Origin of the sequence: Ochrobactrum sp. SFR4 (assembly GCF_019730395.1) — a bacterium.
Lineage (GTDB): Bacteria > Pseudomonadota > Alphaproteobacteria > Rhizobiales > Rhizobiaceae > Pseudochrobactrum.
Map to the genome: position 1 here is coordinate 278,259 of NZ_JAAPBB010000001.1, position 24,849 is coordinate 303,107.

20 protein-coding genes are annotated in these 24,849 nt (G+C 51.8%); 11 read left to right on the forward strand and 9 right to left on the reverse strand.

All coding sequences use genetic code 11. The annotated features are described in order from the left end of the window. Positions 1–53: 53 nt before the first annotated feature. The 3 genes from HBA93_RS01210 to HBA93_RS01220 all read right to left on the reverse strand — a co-directional run bounded on the left by HBA93_RS01210 (position 54) and on the right by HBA93_RS01220 (position 4,078). Entirely contained in the window at positions 54–1,787 is a 1,734-nt protein-coding gene (locus tag HBA93_RS01210) for an ABC transporter ATP-binding protein (RefSeq protein WP_221722056.1), read from the reverse strand. Positions 1,788–1,955: 168 nt separating this feature from the next. After that, positions 1,956–3,356 (reverse strand): sensor histidine kinase, encoded by a 1,401-nt coding sequence (locus tag HBA93_RS01215; protein WP_221722057.1) that lies wholly within the window; start codon positions 3,354–3,356, stop codon positions 1,956–1,958. Continuing rightward, positions 3,353–4,078 carry a response regulator transcription factor gene (locus HBA93_RS01220; protein WP_122092434.1) on the reverse strand — a complete coding sequence of 242 codons (726 nt, stop codon included), beginning with the start codon at positions 4,076–4,078 and terminating at the stop codon, positions 3,353–3,355. Before HBA93_RS01220 ends, HBA93_RS01215 begins: the two co-directional genes overlap by 4 nt. A 187-nt stretch (positions 4,079–4,265) precedes the next feature. On the opposite strand from HBA93_RS01220, the gene HBA93_RS01225 reads away from it, so the two are divergent. From HBA93_RS01225 to HBA93_RS01250, 6 genes are all read left to right on the forward strand, one after another. After that, complete coding sequence (locus HBA93_RS01225) at positions 4,266–5,318, forward strand: ABC transporter substrate-binding protein (protein ID WP_502910009.1); 1,053 nt, start codon at positions 4,266–4,268, stop codon at positions 5,316–5,318. A 387-nt stretch (positions 5,319–5,705) separates the two neighbouring features. Beyond that, entirely contained in the window at positions 5,706–6,650 is a 945-nt protein-coding gene (locus HBA93_RS01230; protein WP_221722058.1) for a Bug family tripartite tricarboxylate transporter substrate binding protein, read from the forward strand. Then, complete coding sequence (locus tag HBA93_RS01235) at positions 6,647–7,132, forward strand: tripartite tricarboxylate transporter TctB family protein (protein ID WP_121993802.1); 486 nt, start codon at positions 6,647–6,649, stop codon at positions 7,130–7,132. Before HBA93_RS01230 ends, HBA93_RS01235 begins: the two co-directional genes overlap by 4 nt. A 77-nt stretch (positions 7,133–7,209) precedes the next feature. Beyond that, positions 7,210–8,727, forward strand: coding sequence for a tripartite tricarboxylate transporter permease (locus HBA93_RS01240; protein WP_122092435.1), 1,518 nt, complete (start codon positions 7,210–7,212; stop codon positions 8,725–8,727). A gap of 204 nt (positions 8,728–8,931) precedes the next feature. Beyond that, the gene (locus HBA93_RS01245) at positions 8,932–9,087 is read left to right on the forward strand and encodes a hypothetical protein (protein WP_162994568.1); all 156 of its coding nucleotides are present in this window, start codon (positions 8,932–8,934) and stop codon (positions 9,085–9,087) included. 220 nt (positions 9,088–9,307) lie between these two features. Then, positions 9,308–10,129 (forward strand): M55 family metallopeptidase, encoded by an 822-nt coding sequence (locus HBA93_RS01250; protein WP_221722059.1) that lies wholly within the window; start codon positions 9,308–9,310, stop codon positions 10,127–10,129. 133 nt (positions 10,130–10,262) lie between these two features. On the opposite strand, the gene HBA93_RS01255 is transcribed toward HBA93_RS01250, so the two are convergent. From HBA93_RS01255 to ydiJ, 4 genes are all read right to left on the reverse strand, one after another. Further along, a complete protein-coding gene (locus HBA93_RS01255; protein WP_286201690.1) occupies positions 10,263–11,678 on the reverse strand; it encodes an MATE family efflux transporter in 1,416 nt (471 codons plus the stop codon). Positions 11,679–11,814: 136 nt separating this feature from the next. Beyond that, entirely contained in the window at positions 11,815–12,903 is a 1,089-nt protein-coding gene (locus HBA93_RS01260; RefSeq protein ID WP_022710316.1) for a DUF475 domain-containing protein, read from the reverse strand. 418 nt (positions 12,904–13,321) lie between these two features. Continuing rightward, complete coding sequence (locus HBA93_RS01265) at positions 13,322–13,882, reverse strand: L,D-transpeptidase family protein (RefSeq protein WP_221722060.1); 561 nt, start codon at positions 13,880–13,882, stop codon at positions 13,322–13,324. Between the two features lie 22 nt (positions 13,883–13,904). Further along, positions 13,905–16,952 carry a D-2-hydroxyglutarate dehydrogenase YdiJ gene (gene ydiJ / locus HBA93_RS01270; RefSeq protein WP_221722061.1) on the reverse strand — a complete coding sequence of 1,016 codons (3,048 nt, stop codon included), beginning with the start codon at positions 16,950–16,952 and terminating at the stop codon, positions 13,905–13,907. A gap of 348 nt (positions 16,953–17,300) precedes the next feature. On the opposite strand from ydiJ, the gene HBA93_RS01275 reads away from it, so the two are divergent. Both HBA93_RS01275 and HBA93_RS01280 read left to right on the forward strand, forming a co-directional pair. After that, the gene (locus tag HBA93_RS01275) at positions 17,301–17,696 is read left to right on the forward strand and encodes a VOC family protein (RefSeq protein WP_121993999.1); all 396 of its coding nucleotides are present in this window, start codon (positions 17,301–17,303) and stop codon (positions 17,694–17,696) included. 146 nt (positions 17,697–17,842) lie between these two features. Continuing rightward, complete coding sequence (locus HBA93_RS01280; protein ID WP_221722185.1) at positions 17,843–18,226, forward strand: c-type cytochrome; 384 nt, start codon at positions 17,843–17,845, stop codon at positions 18,224–18,226. Positions 18,227–18,365: 139 nt separating this feature from the next. Here HBA93_RS01280 and HBA93_RS01285 read toward each other — a convergent pair whose 3' ends face one another. Continuing rightward, positions 18,366–21,407, reverse strand: coding sequence for an aminotransferase class III-fold pyridoxal phosphate-dependent enzyme (locus HBA93_RS01285; protein WP_221722062.1), 3,042 nt, complete (start codon positions 21,405–21,407; stop codon positions 18,366–18,368). Between the two features lie 195 nt (positions 21,408–21,602). Between HBA93_RS01285 and HBA93_RS01290 the strand changes: the two genes are divergently transcribed. Both HBA93_RS01290 and HBA93_RS01295 read left to right on the forward strand, forming a co-directional pair. Further along, positions 21,603–22,040 (forward strand): Lrp/AsnC family transcriptional regulator, encoded by a 438-nt coding sequence (locus HBA93_RS01290; RefSeq protein WP_113943942.1) that lies wholly within the window; start codon positions 21,603–21,605, stop codon positions 22,038–22,040. 40 nt (positions 22,041–22,080) lie between these two features. Beyond that, positions 22,081–23,028 carry an XdhC family protein gene (locus HBA93_RS01295; RefSeq protein WP_221722063.1) on the forward strand — a complete coding sequence of 316 codons (948 nt, stop codon included), beginning with the start codon at positions 22,081–22,083 and terminating at the stop codon, positions 23,026–23,028. Between the two features lie 10 nt (positions 23,029–23,038). On the opposite strand, the gene HBA93_RS01300 is transcribed toward HBA93_RS01295, so the two are convergent. Next, positions 23,039–23,710: an HAD-IA family hydrolase gene (locus HBA93_RS01300; protein WP_353619302.1), complete on the reverse strand. Its 672-nt coding sequence runs from the start codon at positions 23,708–23,710 to the stop codon at positions 23,039–23,041. Positions 23,711–24,563: 853 nt separating this feature from the next. Between HBA93_RS01300 and HBA93_RS01305 the strand changes: the two genes are divergently transcribed. Next, positions 24,564–24,731 (forward strand): hypothetical protein, encoded by a 168-nt coding sequence (locus HBA93_RS01305; protein ID WP_163026221.1) that lies wholly within the window; start codon positions 24,564–24,566, stop codon positions 24,729–24,731. Positions 24,732–24,849: the final 118 nt, after the last annotated feature.

Consider the following 24,849-nt stretch of genomic DNA (forward strand, 5'->3'; position numbering starts at 1 on the left):
AAAGAGCATTTCCGGATAAAACGGAAATGCTCTCATCGCCTTCAGGTCGTGTATCAGGCAGCAGGATGGTTTTGCGCTTCAAGCAACTGACGGTAGAGGCCGGATTTTGCTGCCAGCAATTGCTGATGGCTGCCCTCTTCCGCCACACTGCCGTTCTGCACCACAACAATACGATCAGCATTGGTGATTGTTGCCAGGCGATGCGCAATCACCAGAGTCGTACGTCCGACTGACAATTCAGACAGGGATTGTTGAATAGCACGCTCTGTTTCCGTATCCAAAGCGGACGTTGCCTCATCCAGAATAAGGATCGGTGGATTTTTCAGGAAGATACGCGCAATCGCCAGACGCTGTTTCTGCCCGCCCGAAAGCTTGACACCGCGCTCACCGATAATCGTATCCAGCCCCGCCGGCAGACCGGCAACCACATCTCCCAGACGTGCCCGTTGCACGGCATCCATGATCTCGGCATCCGTTGCATCAAGACGGCCATAGGCGATATTCTCACGCATAGTACCGGCAAACAAAAATACATCCTGACTGACAATACCAATATTACTGCGCAAGGATTTCAGTGTCATATCGCGGATATCGATACCATCAATACTGACCGCTCCCTCAGTAACCTCGTAGAAGCGCGGCAGCAAGGAACAGATTGTTGTTTTACCGGCACCGGAAGGGCCGACAAAAGCAATGGTTTCACCTGCCTGAATATCGAGGTTCAAACCCTGCACAATTGCGCGATTATCCTGATAGCCAAAAGAAACCTGATCATAGCGAATATTGCCCTGTAATTTACCTGCATCGCGGGCATTGGCGCGGTCAGCAATGTCCGGGCGCGTACTCAGAAACTCCAGATAGCGCTGAAACCCGGCAATGCCTTTCGGATAGCTCTCAATCACCGAATTGATCTTATCAATCGGCCGGAAAAACACCCCGACCAGCAACAGGAAGCCGACAAAACCACCGGCAGTCAGGTCGCCGCGAATGACAAAATATGCCCCGCACAACATCACAACCACCTGAATGAAGCGCATCGACAGATAGCTCAGGGATGTGGAAGCCGCCATAACCTTATAGGCTTCAAGCTTGGTGTTACGGTAATTCTGATTATCCTCGGCAAATAATGTGCGCTCATGATCTTCATTGGTGAATGCCTGCACCACGCGGATGCCGCCGACATTTTCCTCAATGCGCGCATTAAAAGCCGCCACGCGGCCATAAAGCGCGCGCCATGTCGTGGTCATGCGACCACCATAGCGCAATGTCACCCATGCAGTGACCGGCACGATCAGCGCTGTAATAACAGCCAGTGTCGAATGTTCCCAAAACATCAGGATGAAAGCACCGATCAGTGTCATGATCGCGATGAACAGATCTTCGGGGCCGTGATGGGCAACCTCGCCGATCTCTTCAAGATCTTTGGTCATTCGCGCCACAAGATGGCCGGTCTTCTGATTGTCAAAATAACCAAAAGAGAGTTTCTGCAAATGGTCAAAAGCTTTGCGGCGCATCTCGGTTTCAATATTGATCCCGAGCATATGCCCCCAATAGGTCACAACCACCTGCAGGCCGGCATTGAAAACATAAATGCAGAGCAAGCCGACTGCAGCGAGGGCAATCAGCCCCCATTCATTGGTCGGCAGCAACCGGTCAATGAATAATGTAACAGCCACCGGAAAAGCCAACTCCAGCAAACCCGACAATACTGCACTGCAAAAATCGACAGCAAACAGAAGCTTATGCGGACGATAATAGGCAAAAAACCGTTTTACGATATCCGGCATTACAATCTCTCCCGTCGTCCCGCCTGCAAAATCTGACATTATCATTCAAGTTACTGGCGGTTGTAGCCAAAAACCTTCAGCTTGCAACAAGATAAGTGTCTGTGTGCCAGTAAATCGGCCGGAATGATCTATCAAAAACCGGCAATGACGATAACCGGCCAGAGTATTTTACGAAATGGCAGAAAACCGGATGGCCGCAAGCAGACCATTACTCTGCACTGCTTTTTGCAGGATCAGATGCCCTCCATGCAAAGCAGCAATTTCCTCGACAATGGACAGACCAAGGCCACTGCCCTGCGGTGAATGCCCTGTGTTTTTTGCAACAGAGCCGCGGTCAAAGCGGTTACGGATCAGGGAAAGCTGCTCTTCAGGCACGCCTTTGCCATTATCCTCAACCTCCAGAAAAACAAGTTCACCCTGCCTGCGCACCCGGACAGTCACAACAGCTTCTGTACCGGCATAAAGCAACGCATTGCTGATCAAATTTTTCAAAGCCTCTTCCAGCAGCAGCCGGTCGCCCTGCACGGTCAGACTGGCTTCCCCTTCATACCCCAGATCAATATCTCCCCGCACCGCCTCGCGCACATAATCACCGGTTATCTGCCGCGCCATCTCAGCAAGATCAACAGATCCGAGCATTTGCACAGTCTGGTCGCCGGATGCATCAATTTTAGCCAGCAACAGCAACTGCGCCAGAATACGTTCCGCATGGGCCACAGCCTGGTCAGCCTGCGTGACCGCCTCCAGCATGGATTGCCGGTTCTGACTACGCTGCGCAAGAGCAAGTTGTGTACGTACCACCGCCAAAGGTGTGCGCAGCTGATGGCTGGCATTGCCGGTAAAATGGCGCAGTGCATCCAGCGCCGATTGCAACCGCACCATGAAAGAATTGACTGTTTCCACCAGCCCCTGCACCTCATTGGGCACATGCTCGCCGATCGGGTGCAAATCCTGCGGATTGCGCTCGGCAATCGCATCACTGAGGCGGTAAAGTGGTCGCAAAGCATAGGTCACGGCAATCCAGACCACCAATGCGGTTCCCACAATCATAAACAGCAACCGCAAGGCTGAACGCAGCAAAAGCGTATGTGTGAGCTGCCGACGCGCCATCGTTGTCTCGGCAACGGTCACCGTGAAAGGCACGGAATTGACACCGGTCGAAGCGGAGCGGCGCAGCAAAGCCAGCCGGATCGGCTCACCGCGATAGGTTCCATCGCCAAATTCAACATCCTTATTTTCCGGATTTTTCAGCAGCGGCAGTGTTTCATAACCGGTAATAAACTGGCCGGGCGGGCCGTCCACCCGATAAAACACCCGATCCTGCGCAGCAGAGGTGAGCATTTCCAAGGCGACATAGGGAATATCCACTTCCAGATCACCATGCTCAGACACCACAACACGCTCGGCAATCGCCAGTGCCGAACCGCTCAACACACGGTCAGCTACTTTATTAGCCGTGCTGACAGCTTCCTGATACGTATCCGCCAGCGCAATCAGCCCGATCAGCATGGTTGAAACCAGCAACCAGCCAAGCAAACGTCTGCGCAGGGAATAGCTGTTTTTCCTCATTGTGAATCCGCGGGCAAATCCACAGGTTCATCCGTTGTGATGACCGGCTGAGTACCGGACAGACGATCCAGATAATATCCCAGACCCCGCGCCGTCCTGACCGTCAGCCCGTAAGGCGCAAGCCTTTTGCGCAAGCGGCTGACATATTGTTCGATAGCGTTGGAACTCAGATCATGGTCAAAACCGCTGAGGGACTGTACAATCGCTTCTTTGGCAACGACCTTACCGCCGCGCACAAAAAGCAATTCAAGCAAGCCAAGTTCCCGCGCCGGAATATCAATCGATTGTCCGGCTGCGCTAAAGGTGCGTGTATTCAGATCCAGCGTGACAGCACCAAAATGCACCAATGCATGACGCAATCCTGCCTGACGCCGCAACAGCACGCGCACACGCGCCTCAAACTCGCTGATATCGAACGGCTTAATCATATAATCATCCGCACCGAGATCCAGCCCGCGCACGCGCTCTTCCGGTGTACCGCGCGCGGTCAAAATGAGCACAGCCGCCTGATTATGCCGCGCACGCATGGCACGCAGCACATCCAGCCCGTCCATCTCCGGCAGGTTGAGATCAAGAATCACCAGATCAAAATTCTCAGCTGCCGCGGCGGCATGAGCAGATGCACCGTCTTCAACAATATCAACTGCATAGCCGCTACCGCGCAACAAAGCGCCCAGCCCTTCCGACAGCGCCTTATTATCTTCCACCAGCAAAATCCGCACGCTGACAACATCTCCCTGCTGCCTGTTGCAGCCCGTATTGTTTCTCCCCGACACAGCATATAATGATTACAAGGACAATGTCAGCGGATACAAAGAAATAATCCTGCATTGTCAGCAAAGTTTGGGCCAGCGAGTTTGGGGAGGACAGGACGTGCGCCGTTTCTGGCTGAGTGCGGTTTTAACTTTATTGCCGGTATGGAATAGTGCTGCGGCGGCAACGCCCATGATGTTTCCGGCACTCAGCGGCGACAAGAATGCGCCGGTGCTGGTTGTCTATTCTTCTCTGGACGAACCGCTTGCACGACCGATGATTGAAGGGTTTCAGAAAAACAACCCTGACATTACCGTGCGCTATGAGGATATGCTCACCACGGAAATTTATGAGCGCATTGTGCGGGAAACTGATGACGGCTTGAAAACTGCCGATTTTGCTTTTTCCTCAGCCATGGATTTGCAGGTCAAACTTACCAATGACGGTTATGCGCAAGCCAGTATTTTGCCGATGAGCGAGCGCTGGCCATCCTGGGCGAACTGGCGCAACACAGCCTATGCCCTGACTTTTGAACCGGCAGTTTTTGTCTATCACAAGCCGGAATTTAAAGATCGCAAACCGCCGTCAACCCGCGCGGAGTTGATTACCTATCTCAAAGAACAAGGTGAAAGCGTTTTCGGCCGCATTGGTACTTATGATATTGAACGCTCCGGCGTCGGCTTTCTGTTCATGGCACGCGATCAGGAGCAGTTTGACGATATCTGGACGGTCATTCAGGCCATGGGATCAGCGGGGGTCAAACTCTATTCCACCAGTCAGGCGATTGTGGAACGCGTTGCTGACGGGCGTTTTGTACTCGGTTATAATATTCTCGGCTCCTATGCCGCAGACTGGGCATCGCGTAATCCCGATGTCGGGATTATTCTGCCTAAAGATTATACTGTGGTGATGTCGCGTATCGGACTGGTACCGGAAGCCGCCGCTTCGCCGGAACTGGGGCGGCGCTATCTTGAGTTTTTCATGTCGAAAGAAGGCCAAACCATCCTCGCCCGCCAGTTACAAATCCCTGCTGTCAGCCCTGAAGTGGCCGGAGACAATACCGCTCTGACCATGCAGGAAATTTACGGCAACAAACTGAAACCCGTACCTGTGAGCCCGGGTCTGATGGTCTATCTCGATCAGGTGAAACGCAGCCGTCTGATTGCCAAATGGAATGATGTCCTGCGCCAGCAGAAAAAATATTATTGATTTTCACAGGAACAGGCTCACAATCTTCAAAAGACATATGAACAAGAGCCGTTCCCGAAAACAGCACAAGTCTCAATAATTGAGCGCAAAGCACGTCGTTTAATATTTGTGTGCAAAGCACGAAGCTTATCAGTTGTGTGCAAAGCACGAAGCTTAACAATTGTGTGCAAAGCACACGGTTTTAATAATTGTGCGTAAAGCGCACGGTGTGTCAGGTTCGCGTCAGCTTCATATGATCGATTAGCAGGACTGTTGTCCGTGGAGGCGGTTAAACAGTACCGGGGAGGAACACTGTATATGGTCGGGGGCACCGCATGCCTGATCCTTCCCGTGCGTTTTCTAAAAAACCACAGCCTGCGTTGAAACGCAGCATCAGGAGGATCAGACTTGAAAAAGCTTCTACTCGCTTCCCTTTTTGCAGGCGCATTGGCGCTGCCTGCCTATGCAGCAGACTACACCATCATTGCACCGGCCAATCCGGGCGGCGGCTGGGATCAGACAGCCCGTTCCCTGCAGACTGTTCTGCAGCAGGAAGGTATTTCCGGTAAAGTACAGGTACAGAATGTACCGGGCGCCGGCGGCACAATCGGCCTTGCACAATTCGCCAGCCAGCAAAAAGGTAAAGGCGATGCTCTGATCGTCGGCGGTTATGTCATGGTTGGCGCCATTCTGACAAATAAATCACCGGTAACCCTGAAGGATGTTACACCAATCGCGCGTCTGACCGGCGAATATGAAGCAATCGTTGTACCTGCTGCTTCTCCTTTCCAGACAATGGGCGACCTGATTGAAGCGCTGAAAAAAGATCCGGGCGCAGTATCATGGGGCGGTGGTTCTGCCGGTGGTACTGACCATATCGCTGTTGGTCTGATTGCCAAGGCTGCAGGCGTTGATCCTAAGAAGATCAACTATATTGCCTATTCCGGTGGCGGTGAAGCACTGGCCGCAATTCTCGGCAGTCAGGTTTCTGCCGGTATTTCTGGTTACGGCGAATTTGAATCACAGGTCAAATCCGGCACATTGCGTCTGCTGGCCGTCTCCAGTGCCGAACGGATCGAAGGCATTGATGCACCGACCCTCAAAGAATCCGGCCTTGATGTTGTTGTAGAAAACTGGCGCATGCTGGCTGCAGCACCCGGCATTTCCGCCGAGCAGAAAGCCACAATCAATGCGGATATTGAAAAGCTGGCAAAATCCAAATCCTGGCAGGAAACTCTGAAGACCAAAGGCTGGGCTGACACCTATCTGGCAGGCGACGCTTTTGACGCACAGCTCGATAAGGATATTCAGGCAACCGAAGGTGTTCTGAAAGACATCGGTCTGGTTCAATGAGTGAACTGAAACCTGTAACAGCGCGTCGCCCCGATCGGGCGGCGCTTTGTATCGCGGCCATCCTGCTTGTTATTTCCGGCGTGATGTTCTGGGATATGGCTCGCCTTTCCGAGGCTGCCGGTTATTCACAGGTCGGCCCTGCCACTGTGCCTAAAGCCATTGCCTTCTGCCTTGCAGGATTGGCGATCTGGACAATTATTGCTGCTTTCCGCCATGATTTTCCTGAGCGTGAACCACAGGAAGTCAAACCGGTACTCTGGATTGTCGGCGGTCTGACCGCGCAGATGCTGCTGCTCAACACGGCAGGCTTTTCCATTGCCACGGGCATCATGTTCGCCCTGACAGCCTATGGTTTCGGCAAGCGCAAATTATGGTTCTCCATCCCTGTCGGAATTGCCGCCTGTTATGTGATCTGGCTGGTTTTTGCCAAATTGCTGCAATTGTCACTGCCTGCGGGTCCGTTAGAGCGGTTGTTCTTCTAAAAAGCCACCGGCTGTCTCCTCGTTGCCGCAGCGCCTTACCCTCTGCGCAAAGCGGCTCAACACGGGAACAATGATTAATGTCTACATTTGATTTTCTCATGCAGGGGATTGTGGTTGCGATGCAGCCGATGAACCTGCTCTATGCGCTGATCGGCGTAACACTCGGCACCGCTGTCGGCGTGCTTCCGGGCATCGGCCCTGCACTGACTGTCGCCCTGTTGCTGCCTGTTACCTATCAGCTCGATGCTGCGGGCTCCCTGATTATGTTTGCCGGTATTTATTACGGCGGCATGTATGGCGGCTCCACCACATCTATTCTGCTGAATACACCGGGTGAAAGCGCCTCGATTGTTACCGCTCTGGAAGGTAACAAAATGGCGCGTAAAGGACGCGGCGGCCCTGCTTTGGCCACAGCAGCCATCGGCTCTTTTGTTGCCGGTCTGATTGCCACCATCGGGCTGGCTTTCATCGCGCCTTATATTGTTAAGCTTGCACTGGTTTTCGGCCCCCGCGAATATTTTGCGCTGATGGTGCTGGCTTTTGTCACCGTGTCATCAGCTTTCGGTGACAGCGCATTGCGCGGCCTGACATCCCTCTTTATCGGCCTTGCGCTTGCCACTATCGGTATTGACCAGCTGACCGGTCAGGCGCGCCTGTCCTTTGGCGTGCCGGATTTGCTGGACGGTATTGAGGTCACGACACTGGCCGTTGCTATGTTCGCGATTGGTGAAACGCTCTTTATCGCCGCTCAGGGCGCACGTGCACCGGATAAAGTGGAAGCCGTTAAAGGCTCGCTGTGGATGTCTGCCTCAGACTGGGCGCGCTCGTGGAAACCATGGCTGCGCGGTACATTTATCGGTTTTCCGATTGGTGCCATGCCTGCCGGCGGTGCGGAAATCGGTACATTCCTCTCCTATGCAACCGAACGCAAACTCACCAAACATCCGGAAGAATTCGGCAATGGTGCGATTGAAGGCGTTGCAGGTCCTGAAGCTGCCAATAATGCGTCTGCTGCCGGTACGCTCGTGCCATTGCTGACACTCGGTCTGCCGACAACAGCAACCGCTGCAATCATGCTGGCCGGTTTCCAGCAATATGGTCTGCAACCGGGCCCGCTGCTGTTTGCAACCAATCCGCAGCTGGTCTGGGGTCTGATTGCCAGCTTGCTCATCGCCAATTTCATGCTGCTGGTGTTGAACCTGCCGCTGATCGGTCTGTGGGTCAAATTGCTGACCATCCCTAAACCTTGGCTCTATGCCGGTATTCTGATGTTCGCCACACTTGGTACAATCGGTGCCAATCCGTCGGTCTTTGAACTTGGTATGCTGCTGGCCTTCGGTCTGATGGGTTATGGTATGCGTGTATTCGGTTATCCGATTGCACCGGCAGTCGTTGGTTTGATCCTTGGTCCGTTGGCAGAACAGCAATTACGCCGCGCTTTGTCGATCAGTCAGGGTGATGTGACTGTTCTGTTCACATCTCCGATTGCAGCCGTTCTCTTGACGATTGCAGCGCTGGCACTGATCGTACCGCTGATCATGCGTGCGCGTGGCCGCGGTCAGGTTCTGTCACAGCTTGCCGCGAATGAAGACTAAATCTTTATACCTCGAAAAGTACCGAGCCCGCCGGCATAACCGGCGGGCTTTTTCTTTGCTTGTTATCATTATTTAACCGGCCATGCATTGCGCGCATGGCAGCTCTGTCATTCTGTCAGTTGTGAAAACGGCTTCATGATCCCATCTTTGGAGTATCAGATTACGGCTTTGCAATAGACAAAGCCCCAAACACGGAGAAGCAAGATGACAGAACGTACAAAGCATTCCCGTAATTTCATCAGCCGCGCACTGGCTGTTTTCGGTGCAGCAGCTTCTGCAGCCGCTGCTGTTGAAGGCCGCCGTCGTCCGCATGAAAGAGACCTGCGCACACTCGGCATTAATCCTGCCGATTTCAGCTGATTTATCTTATATTTCAGTACATTTAAGCCCCGCGCTTCGGTTGAAGCTGCGGGGCTTTTTTGTCAAAGTACGACTCTATTGATTTGTTTTACGCGTATCTTATCCGATCGGAGCGGAATAAGAAATCAGTCCGGTGGACTGATTTCCCTGCCTAGGCGCTTCACACTTTTCGGGATACGCTCGAAACAACGGAATCAATCATGATTACCGGAGGGGAAATATGAGAGTCTATATTTGTGCGGATATTGAAGGTGTTGCAGGCGTTGTGACATCCCAGCAGGGGCAACCCGGCAATCCTGAATATGAGCGCGCGCGCCGCTTGATGACAGAAGAAGTCAATGCCGCCATTGAAGGTGCATTGGCAGGCGGAGCAGACTATATTCTGGTCAATGACTCCCACGGCCCGATGGTCAATATTATTCCGGAAATGCTGCATCCGGCGGCAGAATTGATCCTTGGTCGTCCGAAAAAATTCAATATGGCTGCCGGTCTGGATGAAAGCTTTGACCTGCTGTTCTTCACCGGCCACCATGCCAGTGCCGCGCAATATGGTGTGCTCGCCCATACCACCAACGGCTTTGCCTTCCGCACCATCAAACTCAATGGGCAGATTGTCGGTGAGCCCGGCTTTTATGGCGCCTATGCCGGTGAACTCGGTGTGCCGGTAGCCTTGATCAGCGGTGATGATCAGACTGAACAGGAAAACCGCCCGTTCTTCCCTGAAGCTGAATTTGCCACCGTCAAAACAGCCCTCGGCACCCGTGCAGCGCGACAAATTTCCGTGCAGAATGCCCGCGCTATGATCCGTGAGCTGGCGAAAAAAGCAGTTGAACGTAAAAACGAACTGAAAGTCTGGAAGCCGTTTACCGGCCGCATCCATGCAGAATTCATCATGAATTCGCCGCTACTGGCCGATCAGATGGCAATTATCCCTTGTGCCAAGCGCACGGATGCCACCACCATCAGCTTTGATTGTGCAAATGTAGCGGAAGCTGTCGGCTGGATGGGCGTTCTTTCCGGCCTTGCTGCCAATGTGAAATAACAACAAAAAAGCCGGCACTGCCGGCTTTTCCAGAGTATTTCCTGTTTTGATTGAATCATCGGAAATACTCTATTTCTTTGTTTTCATGCATGTCTTTATCCCAAAACCGGTTCCCACTTTTGGGAGACATGCTCTAAATCAGCTTCACAATTTTCCGCTTACTGAAGATGAAATAATAATAGCCCGATTGCAGGCACAACATCGTGGCGAAAGTCAGCGAATAAGCCCACCAAATCCCGTCAATTCCAATCCACCGATTGAACAAATAGGCTGCCGGAATTTCCACCAGCAAAATAGCGCTCATGGTCAGAACAGTCGGTGCATAAATCGCCCCGCTTGCCCGCATAGAGCTCATAAACACACTGCTCATGCCAAATAATACAATCGTCCAGAGCACGATATGCAGCAAATGCGCTGCCAGATCGGCCACAGCCTGCTCGGTCAGAAACGCACTGGTAATGTAACCGGACAATAAATAAGCCAATGTCACGCAGGAACCGGTGACCAGCAAGTTCAGCTGCAGACCAGCAATTACAATCTTATGCACCTGCTCATTACGCCCTGCCCCGACAGCCTGCGCAGCCAGAATTGAGGCGGTAATGCCGATAGAAATCGCCGGAAACTGCACCCAGCCCAATGTCTGCACAATGGCGCCATAGGCAGCTGTCGCCTGTGTACCATGGCCATTAACCAGCCCCAGCAGCACAATTTCGGCGAACGCGATGGTCAGCATCTGCAAAGCTGTCGGCAATCCGACACGCAAAATAGTTTTACAATAGGTGCTGTTAAAGCGGATCAGAGCCAAAAAACTACGCGTGAATGCCATCGGATGATTGCGACGGTTCCAGTGCCAGACCAGCCAGACCAGTGCCACAGCGGAAGCAATCACCGTGGAAACGGCCGCACTCATCACCCCAAGCTGCGGAAAACCCAGCCAGCCTTCAATGAAGAGTGGCGTCAGCACCATGGCAACAGATGTTGCAACCACAAGCGCCCAGAGCGGGCTAACCGCATCGCCGACACCGCGGCTCATATTACTCATCAGCCAAAGCAGGAAAATCACCGGCATTCCCATCATCATGATACGGGCATAATGAGCAGATTCGTTCAGCACGGCCTGCGGCGTGCCAAGAAATGACATCAGTTGCGTGGCAAATAATCCGCCCATTATTGCAACGGTAACAGACACAGTCATCACCATTGCCACCGCACTGCCCGCAATGCCATGTAGCTTAACCATATCCCGCGCGCCCCATGCCTGACCGATCAGCACGGTTGCACCAGCGCCGAGACCAATAATTAGCCCGAGAAACAAAAAGAACACCGGAGCAAAGGCAGACATTGCTGCCAGCGCATCGACGCCCATCATCCGGCCGACAAAAATACCATTCAGAGTGCCGGAGGCGGCCTGCAAAATATTGGACAGCAGCATAGGCAGAAAAATCAGCATATAAGAACGCCACAGACCATGCTGTACCGGCGGCTTAACAGCATCAATGCTCACAGAAACAGCTTGTTTGTCACTCATATTCTGTCCGCTTGTTTCCATTGCCTCTTCCGTTCTTGCTGTCCGTACATGCTGCTTCTCATCAATGAGCAATAATCGCAGCTTTGCAATCCTGCAAAATAATAAAGCCGCCGGAGTGATCCGGCGGCTCATAATTACGTGAAAGTGATAGAGCAGCTTATTCAGCTGCTACAGCTTCAGCTTTTGCTTCGGCATGTTCTTCACGACGGTTATGACGAACCGACGCCCAGAACGCGATACCGATCAGTACCGCACCGCCAAGACCGGTAATCACTTCCGGAATATGCACGAGTGTCTGGAAATACATCACCACCGACAGGATCAGGATCGCATAGAATGCACCATGCTCCAGATAGCGGTATTCGCTCAATGTGCCTTTTTCCACCAGCATAATGGTCATGGAACGCACATACATGGCACCGATACCCAGACCGATCGCAATCACGAACAGGTTCTGCGACAGAGCGAAAGCGCCGATCACACCATCGAAGGAGAAGCTGGCATCCAGCACTTCAAGATAAAGGAAGGCACCAAAACCGCCCTGTGCCGCAGCATTCAGCGTTTTCTGCGAAGCATCAAGAATACCGCCAACCACTTCCACAGCAAGGAAGGTCAGAAGACCGTAAATGCCGGAATAGAGGAAAGTTGTACCTTCAACTTCACCCAGAATTGACGAGAAGGTCAGAAGCAGGATCAGAACGATTGCAACTTCAACCCCTTTGATTTCAGCCAGGCGCGCCATCGGACGTTCCAGCGGGCCGAACCAATGCACATCCTTGTCGGAGTTGAAGAAATAGGTCAGTCCTACCATCAACAGGAAGGTACCGCCGAAAGCGGCAATCGGCAGATGCGCATCAGTCATAATACGCGCATATTCTTCAGGTTTCGCAGCAGCCAGAACGATCGCTTCAATCGGACCGATACCGGCAGCAATCACCACAACCAGCAGCGGGAATACAATACGCATACCGAAAACGGCAATGATGATACCCCAGGTCAGAAAGCGATGCTGCCATTCCGGCGTCATGTCTTTCAGCTTATTGGCATTCACCACCGCATTATCAAAGGACAGCGAGATTTCCAGCACGGCCAGAACTGTACAGATAAAAAAGATCGAGGCCATACCACCGATCGTGCCGGTAGACTGCCATCCGAGCCATGCACCAAGCGCCAGACCGACTACGGTGACAATAAATGCCCAGGTAAAATAACTGAGAACAGTTTTCTGAGATGCAGGCGTGCTCATTTCACGATCTCCTTAGTGGCCGGAGACCGGTCTGTACGATACGCATTATCAATATAAGAACAAAAGTTAAAAGCGGAATCGGCCTGATGACCTTCCGCAGAAAACATGAAAGAATTTTTCATGATCACATGTCCGCCGGCTATATTTGCGGCAGTACCGACATCACGAGAGCGCCGTAAACTCTCGCCAGAGGGGCCCGGTACCGTGTTAGCTCCGTAATGATTGACCCAGCTGTATAAAACAGTTGCAAGGCGGATGCCGGTGCCTCTCACCAGCCGAATTTCCCGCAGCCTTCATACTACAGATGCATTCTAATTAATCATTGTTATGATTGCTTCAAGGGGGGAATCCGATTTTCAGCTGAAAAAAGGCATATTTTGAACATGATTGCTTTTTCAAAAGCGGATTTCAGCGTCAGTTACTCATAAACAGTGATCGGTGTACCATTCGACACCAGCGACCAGATCTCCCGCATTTCACTATTGGTCACCGCCACACAGCCATCCGTCCAGTCCCAGAGATGATGGATCGCTCCGAGAGCACCCCAGCCATTCGGCAAACCATGGATCATAATATTGCCGCCCGGAGACACATTCGCCTCTTTGGCTTTGGCTGCATCCTGCTCATTGGGATAGGAAATATGCAGGCTGAGATGTGCCATGGAACGCGGATTGCGCCAGTCAATCACATAATTACCAACCGGTGTTTTCTGATCACCTTCCTGTAATTTATGCCCTTCCGGTGCGCCTCCCAGCGCAATGCGATAGGTACGTAACACTTCATCACCGCGCAGCAATTGCAATTCACGATCACCTTTGCGCACGACGATTTTATCCGCCTGCTGCCCAACAACTGCCATTGCAGGTGCAGTGCCGGAGCCGACACGTCCCAACACTTTCGTATAAGCAAAGCCCGCAACCGGCACAACCAGAGCAAGAACCACCAAGACGGCTATCGTTTTTCTGCGCTTTGAAATCATAACACCCGCTGCAAAGGAGAGATCAGGAAGCAATCAGCTGCTTCAGAACCTGCAAAGGATGCTGAATTTGCGTCTTTTCCATGATCTCAACCTGTGAACGGCAGGAAAAACCTGTGGCCATAACAATTTGTTCGCGCCCATGGGTCTGCATTTTCTGCCGCCAGCTCAGATCATAAATATTTTCTGACAGCGCACGGTTGCGTAATTCATGACCAAAAGTACCGGCCATACCGCAACAACCGCTTTCGCCAATCACCATATTGATACCGAAATGTTTAAAAATCGCTGCCCAAGCCGCAATTGTCGGCGTGGCATTGGTCTTTTCGGTACAATGCGGCAGCAGCATATAATTCTGTGCGGCGCGCTCTGTTGACGGCTGAATATGCGATGAGATCTGCCCCAGATGCTGCGCCAGCCACTCCTGCGGCAGCTTCACATCCGGCACGGTTTCATTTGGCAACGCCGAACGATATTCACTGCGATAGGTCAGCGTCATCGACGGATCAAGCCCGACCAGCGGCACACCACTTCGGGCCAGACTATTGAGATAAAGACTGGTATTGCGTGCCGTACGGGTGAAAGACTTCAGATAACCATGCACATGCTGCGCTTTGCCGTTCGGTTTCAACTCGGCCAGATAAGGCGTGAAACCGAGCGCTTTCAGCAGGTCCAGCACATCCAGCAGCAATTGTGTATCGAAGAAACTCGTGAAGCTGTCCTGCACCAAAATAACCGCTTTGGCCTTCTGCTCTGTGCGCAGATTGTTCAGCACATTTGCATCCGCCATCTGAATATTGCGGGCGCGCAGTTCTTTTGTCAGGCTCACATCACTCAGTGACGGCAGAGCTGTAAGACCAACCTGTTTCATGCCCCAGCGACCAAGACCACTGCCCATCAGACCATTATAAAGCCTGCCGGTTTTGGCAACCAGCGGCATCATGTGTTCAATCGAGGCAATCAGCGGGTCTTTCAGCGGGCGCAAATAGCGGCTGTAATAAAGCTCAAGGAATTTGGAGCGGAAGGCCGGAACATTGACCTTGACCGGACACTGCCCTGCGCAAGCCTTACAGGCAAGGCAGGTATCCATTGCATCACGCACCTGATGGGAAAAATCATCACGGTTTTTCGAGCCGAGACTGTTGCTGATGCGGTTGAACAAACCACTCCATAGCGGTTTATCACGCAAAGCCTGTGCCGAGCGGCGCGGATCAATACCCTTTTCGCTCAGCAGGCGCAGCCATTCGCGGATCAGTGAAGCGCGGCCTTTCGGAGAATAACGCCGGTCGCCGCTGCCTTTGAAAGACGGGCACATCGCAGAATCGGTATTGAAATCAAAACAAGCGCCGTTACCGTTACAATAAGGCGCATTGTCATAAGCATTACGCACATCTGCAGGGATGACCCGGTCTTTCTGACCGCGGAAGGCCAGCTCGTCGATCTTTGTCAGCGGCTGATCATCCGGCGTGGCAATCTTACCGGCATTGAGCTGATTATAAGGATCAAAAGCTGCTTTGATGCGCTGCAATTGCGGATAAAGCGGGCCGAAAAATTCCGGCACATATTCCGAACGCACACCCTTACCGTGTTCGCCCCACAAAACGCCGCCATATTTCAGCGTCAATGCCACCACCGCATCAGAAATACGGCGGATCATCACTTCCTGTGCGGGATCAGACAGATCAAGTGCGGGACGAACATGCAGCACGCCCGCATCGACATGGCCGAACATACCGTAATCCAGCCCTTCGCCATCGAGAAGCGCACGAAATTCGAGAATATAATCGGCCAGATTTTCCGGTGGTACAGCCGTATCTTCCACAAATGCGACAGGACGGCGTGCACCTTCAACATTGCCGAGCAGACCAACGGCGCGTTTGCGCATTGTCCAGATCGCTTCAATATCATCCGGCTTTTCTGTGGTCGTAAAACCATGACGGCCGCTTTGCGGAGAATGCGCTAAAGACTGGCTGACAAAACGGATTTTCTCAGCCAGTTCTTCAGCGCTGTCGGCCAGCACTTCGGCAATATTAATACCGTCTGTGCGCTTGCCTTCCTCTGACGGAAAATAATCCGCAATCCGGTTCCAGATAATATCGCCACGCGCCAGTGACAGTACCTTGGCATCTACTGTCTCAACCGATGCTACCTGCAATCCGGTGAGAAAACGGGCATCGCGTAGCGCAGTGTTGAAATCATCATAACGGATATTGATCAGTGCAGCGAAGCGCGGGATCGGCAGCAAATTGAGATCGGCCTCAGCGATCAGCGCCAATGTTCCTTCCGCACCGCACAGCAGAGAATTGAGATTAAGCCCACCGTCATCCTCGCGTAAATGCGCCAGATCGTAACCCGTCAGAAAGCGGTTGAGCTTCGGGAAAGTCTTATCAATCAGCTCGCGATTATCGTGCTCGACCTCATCAATCAGCCGATAGATTGCACCGCTGCAACTATCCGGTTTCTGTAAGTCTTGCAGCTCGGCTTTTGAAACCGGTCTGGTGTTCAGTTCACTGCCATCCATCAGAACGGCACGTAAGCCCAGAACATGATTGGAGGTTTTGCCATAGAGACAAGAGCCCTGTCCGCAAGCATCGGTATTGATCATACCGCCGATGGTGGCACGGTTCGATGTTGAAAGCTCCGGCGCGAAGAACAGGCCATAGGGTTTCAGCGCTTTGTTGAGCTGATCTTTGACCACACCACTCTGCACACGGGCAATGCGTTTTCCCGGATCAATCGAGAGAATACGGTTCATATAGCGCGACGTATCAACCACAATCCCGTCGGTCAGCGACTGGCCGTTGGTGCCGGTGCCGCCACCGCGCATCGCCATTTTCAGATGACGGAAGTCAGGCTTATGGAGAAGCTGCGCAATCTGCTGCAAATCTTCAATGCCACGCGGAAAGATCACGCCCTGCGGTCGTACCTGATAAACGGAGTTGTCAGTTGCATAAACGGTGGTTGTCGCCGCGCTGAATTCAATATCACCGCCAAAGCTGCTCAGCCGCAACGCATCGTAAAAATCCAAAGGCTCCGGTTTTGCCAGAACGTCTGCCTGCAGGAATGGTATCACGCAACTCTCTCCGCATTTGCCGGTTGCTTCTCGCCGCAAGCAACCCGTCTTTCACAGATGTTATAGAGCGTGTCGCGCTTAATCGCACTCATGGCGCTCGCTCTAGATTCTTTTAATTGTCGCATGTTCGCGAACGTTAAATGAATCCATTTAACTGCGACATGCTTTAGCGTTTTCAGCCGCTCTTTCCAATCATGCGCAACCGTCTACTTTGTCACGCATTGGTATGAAGTCATGCGAATTGGCTTATATATTCCTCGCCACAGGAATAAAGATGGTCGCCAGACAGGACAAACAGGGCAGAATCTGCAAGAAAGCCCATTCTAACCTCTCATGAATGGTGTTCCGATGGCAAAAAACATTCACTCCATGATCCGCGTGCTTGATGAAGCCCGCTCTCTGGCATTCTACAAAGCTGCTTTCGATCTCGACATTGCTGAGCGGCTTGATTTTCAGGCTTTCACGCTTGTTTACCTGAGCAATGCGGAAAGCGAGTTTGAACTAGAACTCACGATCAACAAAGACCGTACTGAGCCTTACAATCTGGGTGACGGTTACGGCCATCTCGCTGTTTCAGTGTCTGACCTTGATGCGGAACATGCCCGCCTTGAACAAGCCGGTCTCAATCCGGGTAAACTGATTGAATTCAAACCGGATGGTGTGCCAGTCGGCCGTTTCTTCTTCATTACCGATCCGGACGGTTACAAAATCGAAGTTTTGCAGCGTGGCGGCCGTTTTAAATAAACATCGGATAAGCTCCGCATAATCTGCATCTGTTTCTCTGGATCGCTTTGTCGCAGCGACGTTAAATCCTGCTTTGCTGCGACAAATTCCTTTTAAGGTCGGGACACATTTAGTGGCTTAAACAAGGTGTGACTATGCATAATGCAATGAAGAATTTTATCGGTCTTGTTATCCTCTCCGGCTTTGCTTTTATTCAACCTGCATATTCGGAAGGTGATGCTGATAAAGGCAAAAAAGTCTTTGCAAAATGCGCAGCCTGTCACACTGTTGAGGACGCAAAAAACCGCGTAGGCCCGCATCTCGTCAATATTATCGGCCGCAAAACAGCAACAGCTGAAGGCTTTAAATATTCCCCTGCCATGACCAAAGCCGGTGAAGAAGGAATGGTCTGGGATGAAGCCACTCTAACCGCTTATCTGACTGCGCCGAAGCAGTTCATGCCTGGTAACAAAATGGCCTTTGCTGGTCTGAAAAAGCCGGAAGATATCAGCGATTTATTTGCCTATATCCGCTCAAAATCAGCGCAATAAAACAAAAGACCGGTGAAACTCACCGGCCTTTTATATAGAGCATTTCCAGCCTATTTTATATCAAAGGAAATGCTCTATATATTTGCTTGACGCGTATCTTATCCTAAAATCACTTCACACTTTTCGGGATACGCTTGGTTTACTTCTTCGTCACTTCGGCAAAAGCTTCGTCCAGCACATTCAGCAGATGATCGGCATTGGCCTTGCTAAAGATCATTGGCGGGCGCATTTTCAGCACATTATCAAACGGGCCTTCTGTCCCCATCAAAATCCCGCGACGGCGGGCGACATTACACACGGCGCGCGCAATATTGGTTGCCGGTTCTTTGGTGTAACGGTCATTGACCAGTTCAATGCCTAGGAACAGGCCGAGACCACGCACATCGCCGATCACTTCATAACGGTTCTGCATCTCACGGAAAGAATCCATCAGATAATTGCCGATTGTCAGCGCATTACCGCGCAGGTTCTGGCTCTCAATCACATCCAGAACAGCAAGACCAACGGCACAGGACACCGGATTACCGCCGAATGTGTTGAAATATTCCATGCCATTGTTGAAGCTGTCAGCGATTTCACGGGTAGTGACCATCGCTGCCATCGGATGACCGTCACCGATCGGCTTGCCCATTGTCACAATATCCGGTGTCACACCCTGCGTTTCAAACGCCCACCAATGGCTGCCGACACGGCCGAAACCGACCTGCACTTCATCGGCGATACAGATACCACCGGCATCGCGGATCATCTTATAGACGTGCTTGAGATAACCATCCGGCATGAAGACTTGACCGGCCACACTCGGAATGGATTCCGCGATGAAGAAGCCCGGGCCTTCACCTTTTGCCTGCATGAGCGCGACCTGTTCGGCCACACTTTCCGCATAGAGTTTGGCGTGGTCTTCCGGTGACCAGTCTTTTGGCGCACGATAGCTGTCCGGCACTTTCGCCACATAAACATGCGGTTTGGCACCCTTACCGCCCTTGCGGTTGAATTTATACGGGCTGATATCAATCAGCTCCTGCGTCGTGCCATGATAGGACCAGTCGAGCACAACCGCATTTTCACGTCCTGTATGCACACGCATCATGCGCAGAGCCAGACTATTGGCTTCCGAACCGCTATTGGTGAAACCGGCAACAGTGAGATTATCCGGCAAAGTCGCAGTCAGACGCTCTGCATAGGCAACGATATTATCATGCAGATAGCGGGTATTGGTGTTGAGCGTTGAAGCCTGTTTTGCCATTGCTTCCACGACAGCCGGATGGGCATGACCGATATGGCAGACATTGTTGAAGCAATCGAGATAGGCACGGCCTTTATGGTCAATCAGCCAGACGCCGTCGCCGCGCACAAATTTGATCGGATCTTCATAAGAGATCGACAGGTTCGGCAACAGCATCTCGCGACGCATGGCCACGATTTCTTCTTTGCTGCGACCGGATTGCTGATAGAACTCTTCAGCCATACCGGCAAAATTGCGGGCATCAGGGAACAGCTCCGCCCAGACATCGAGATAGGCTTCTTCACCCACACCGATAATATCCGTCGCTGTCAGGCGGGTATCGGTGCAAATCTGCAGATGCAGATGCGGCGCCCAATGACCGTTTTCAGTTTCATCACCCATATAGGCAACGAGATCACCAGCCTTCAGAATATCGCCTGCTTTGAGGCGGTTACCTGCCTCATGCGCCAGATGCCCCCAGAGCGAGATGAATGGTGCACAACCTTCAGGACGATGTTCCAGAGTAATCAGGCAACCATAGCCCAACGGATCCGGCTCGATATCCACACTGCGGACAATCGCATCAAGCGGCGTATAAAGCGGTGTGCCGGAAGCCATGAACAGGTCAAGACCTAAGTGATAGGTGCGGCGCTTGCCCTTGACCAGCTTGGATTCAAACATCGCGCCCGCATAGACGGTGCGCTCCTCACCCCACGGGCCGATACCGACTTCCGTGCCGGTAACAGCGCAATGTTCTTCCCACATTGCCTGTGCAATGACCGGCTGTTCTTCCGCCGATTTGATGGTCATCGGATGGGTCGGATCGCCGTAAGGCACCAGCTCTGCCGGATAAGCAGCCACCGGTTTATCCAGCAATGGCAAGAGTTTTGAGCGGTTGTTTTTCAGCCAGCTGACCGTTGCCGAGGCACCGGAAACCGCATCAAAGCCGCAGGCCTTACGCAGGATAGCCGTTGCAAACAGCGGCTCCATCCGGTCGAGCTTACGCAAGAAATCCCATGCCGGTTTTTCACTGATTGCCAGATACGGGTTATCTTCCGTCTCCGCATGACGCGAAGCGGAAATCGTAACCGAGGTTACCAAACGCATCGCGATCAGATCATAGAGCAGGTTCAGCTCTTCTTCACGCAGCGGGTAATGTTTGTGGAAGCCTTTAGCGATCGCAGCGGCAGCACTGATTGGCGCATCATGATCCAGACCGGCATAGGCAGCAGTAATCGCCACTTCCGCAATCACCGGTGTATAAAGTGCATCGCCGAAATCAATCAGACCAGCAATCACATCATAATTGTCATTGCCAACCAGCACATTCCAGTCATTGGCATCATTATGAATTACGCCAGAACGTAAGGTACCGAGCTTTGGTGCAACCTGTGTTTCAAAACGGGCAATGAAACGCTCCAGCAAGGCACGGTCATCGGCATTTTTGACAAAATGCAAACGGTCTTTGGAACGGCCGGCCTTGGTAATATCCCAGTCAAGATCACGCAAAGCACCGCCATGCATGAAGCCCTGCAAGGCCGCATCGAACTGGCCGAGCAATTCGCCCAAGCCTTCCAGCGCCTGCAATGAGCGGGAGGATTCTGCCAATGGCAGGCCGTCAACCCAGCCGACCAGACGGATGTTATGTACGTCGCCATTGACGGAAAGCGTGTCCGCAAGGCTGTCGCCTTTGAGCGTCGGTACAATATGCGGCACCGGTAAATGACCGGCATGATCACGGATATGCCCCAGTAAAGCGGTCTGGAAGCGGCTTTCCACCACCGGCTCAGATGCATTGATAATCTTCAGGATAAAGATTTTACCGTCTGCTGTGGTCACTTTGAAATTCTGATCGCGCTCGCTATTGAGCGGCGACAGATCACCGCTCAGACCATAATGAGTCTTGAGCAGAGAAGCGGCATCGGTAAGTGAAAACTGCGGCGCGGTATCAAGCATGGTTGTTCCGTTTTGTCTGCCTGTTTTTGAGACAGGCGTTGCATCTGTATTTTCACAGATTTGCACAGCATAAAAAGATGCGCATCAGACAAAGTGCCGGTTGCACCGGCACTTTGTTTCAAGTAACCGTCACTTTGCCGGTCACTATTTTCACCATCAGGATCGTGCCGTTTCAGAGGGGCAAAAGGGGAAATAATGCAGGATATTGACGCAACGGATCAGAAAATCCTGACCATTCTGTCTCAGGAAGCCCGCATTCCGATGAAAACCCTTGCAGGGCGTGTTGGTCTGTCCCGCAGCGCCACCAGCGAGCGCGTAGCCCGCCTTGAAAAGAACGGCGTCATCCGTGGCTACCGTGCCGATATCGGCCTGCTCGATGATGCAGCTTTGCAGGCTTTTCTGATGATTACCCTGAAACGCACGCCGAGCATCTCCATTCTCGACATTCTTGCCGGATTACCTGCGGTGCGCAAAGTCTCTTCTGTGAGCGGCCAGCTTGATCTGGTGGTGGAAGTAGAAGTACCTTCCATCAATGCTCTGAACGAAATCCGCAATAAAATTGCAGAAATCGAGAATGTGGAAGATCTGACAACCAGTATCGTGCTGCGCCGCGAAATCCTGCGCGATAAATAACCTTTCTACCCAGAATGATCCTGACAGGAGGATACTCTCCATGGAAAAACATACCGCCAATCCGCTGCATCTTGCGCAAAACTGGTTTGAACAGGGGCGCAAACTGGCTCTGGTTACCGTTCTTTCCGTCTGGGGTTCTGCGCCACGCCCTGCGGGTAGCCATCTGATTTGTGATAATCAGGGTAATTTTGAAGGCTCGGTCTCCGGCGGCTGCATTGAAGCAGAAGTGATTGCACAAGCCGCCGAAGTACTGGAAACCGGACAAGTCTGTGATCTGTCCTTTGGTATCAGTGATGAAACGGCATGGTCTGCGGGATTATCCTGCGGCGGCACAATCCGGTTGCTGATTGCGTCCTATGATGCAGCCATGCATGATGTGGTGACACAAATCGTACAGGCGCACATTAAACGTCAGCGCATCACCAGCCGGACGGATCTGACAACCGGACAGATCACACTGATCCCTGCACCGGATAATGCCAGGATCACACAACTCGATGAAACCGGCTTTATTCAGACTTACCGCCCGCAACCGCATATTGTAGTGACCGGTGCCGTACATATCGCGCAAGCGCTGGCACAAATGGCACGTATAACCGGTTATGATCTGAGTATCATTGATCCGCGCAGTGGTTTTGCCACAGCGGAACGTTTCCCGTCTGTAAAATTATATGAAACATGGCCGGAAGAATTTTTCAAAGCCAATAAGCCCGATAGTTTTACGGCGCTTGTCGCGCTCAGCCATATTCCGCATCTTGATGATCCAGCACTCACTGCCGCTCTAAAAAGCGATTGCTTCTATATCGGCGCTCTCGGCAGCAGAAAAACCCATACCAAACGGCTGGAGCGTTTAACTGCAGCCGGTTTTGAGGCAGGGACTTTAGAGCGCATCCATGCGCCGATCGGGCTTGCGATCAGCGCACAAGAACCTCTCGAGATTGCCGTGGCCATTCTGGCAGAGATTATTCAGGCCTACCGTCAGGCCTGATATAATATTTTTAGCCAACGCTGAGGCGCAAACGTCCGTCGCCGTCCTGCATGATGCCCAAATTGATAAAGTCGCGGAATTCAACATTGCCGCCTGTCACCACATGGCTGTGCGTTTCACTGATAACCACAACGTCAGAATCCGCAGCTTTACCCGCAGCAATACCTGCCGGTGCATCTTCAAAAACCAGACAATCGGCTGCATCAAAACCAAGACGCTGCGCACCCAGACGATAACCCGACGGATCAGGCTTGCCCGCGCTCACATCTTCCGCCACAACAATGGTTTCCGGTACCGGCAGACCGGCGGCTGCCAGACGCGCTTCCGCCAGTTCACGCGGTGCGGAGGTGACAATCGTCCAGCGGTCAGCAGGCAGACTGGAGATAAAATCTTTTGCACCGGAAATAGCGCGAATACCGGTAAAGTCCTGCATTTCTTCAGCCAGAAAAGCGGCTGCAATCGCTGCCGGATCAAGATGAGGCATATTCAGCATTTTGATAACGTCAACAACGCGGATGCCATGTACTTTTTTGAGCAGTTCCGGCCCGTCGACCCCGTGTTCCGCAGCCCATTCCAGCCAGATCCGCTCTACGACAGGAATGGAATTGACCAATGTTCCGTCCATATCAAACAGGAAACCGGAATAAGAATTCAGAAATACAGAATTATCGCGCTGCTTCACTTTCAGGTCCTTTTTAGCCAAGGGATAAACGGGGCAAACAAACAGACAAAGCTCATAGAGCTCCTGCCCTCTACAAACATCGTGCTTTGCAGGAGCAGATAGCGCACTATTACACCATATTGTTACGAAACAAACATTTATAATGTTTTGATCGCAACAAAATAATGAATAGTGATTTTCGCGCCGAGGATATAGCCCGAACGCTGAATACGGAAATGAATTTAATCGATTTGGAAAAAGAAAAAGGCCGCGCGGGGGAGGAGATGCGCGGCCTGATTATGGATGCGGTTGGGAGGAGGAGTACCGCATTCCGTCATCGGGTCCAATTGGGAGGAGGAGAACGAACCCGATGGACAGACTTATAACTGCAGGAGAAAAAACCGACAATAAACAATAATGCATAACAGTCATGCAGCATTGCAAGGCAGAGTGAAACCGCTATGCGCAATATGCACGAAAGAACCGTAGCAGCGACAACAGGCTGCGACAGCGTGATGAAAACCAGCACCGGTTAGCCCGACTCAATTTGCAGTGATTTTGTCCGGCTTCATGGGATTATTGAGACTACAAACCATACAGAAATCTCATATTTATCAAAACATTCAGCAATTATTGAAATTACAGATACTTCATAAAATACAGTATAAAAGTAAAATTTATAAAAATCATAGAGTTAAAATCAATATCTATAAAATTACATATCGAAAAATATCAAATTATAAAATTCATCTGTAACACAAAACAGCTAATACCATCATTTTCGTGCAATTCAAATCTTTTTATATTCAGTATTGCAGTATTTCTCATTCAGATCATAATAAATCCATTAAGAAGATATCGGAGGAGACCCGCAATGTATGATGGTGTACCCGCTCAATGGCAAAAGCCTGCCGATCAGATGAGAAACCGCACCGATGATGCGGCCTATGTTTTTCTGGGAATTTTTCTGGCCGGTCTGGCTGTCCCTGCTGCATTTCTCATCTGGGCAATTGCGTCAAGCCTGACAACACTCTTCAGCTGAAACAGCAGAAAAGGAGCCCTCCGGCATCTGAGATATAATTCTGCATTTTCCGGCAGTCATATCTGTATAAGAACAGCGAAAAAAGATGCGCTTTATGTCCCTTGTATCAACAGATGCA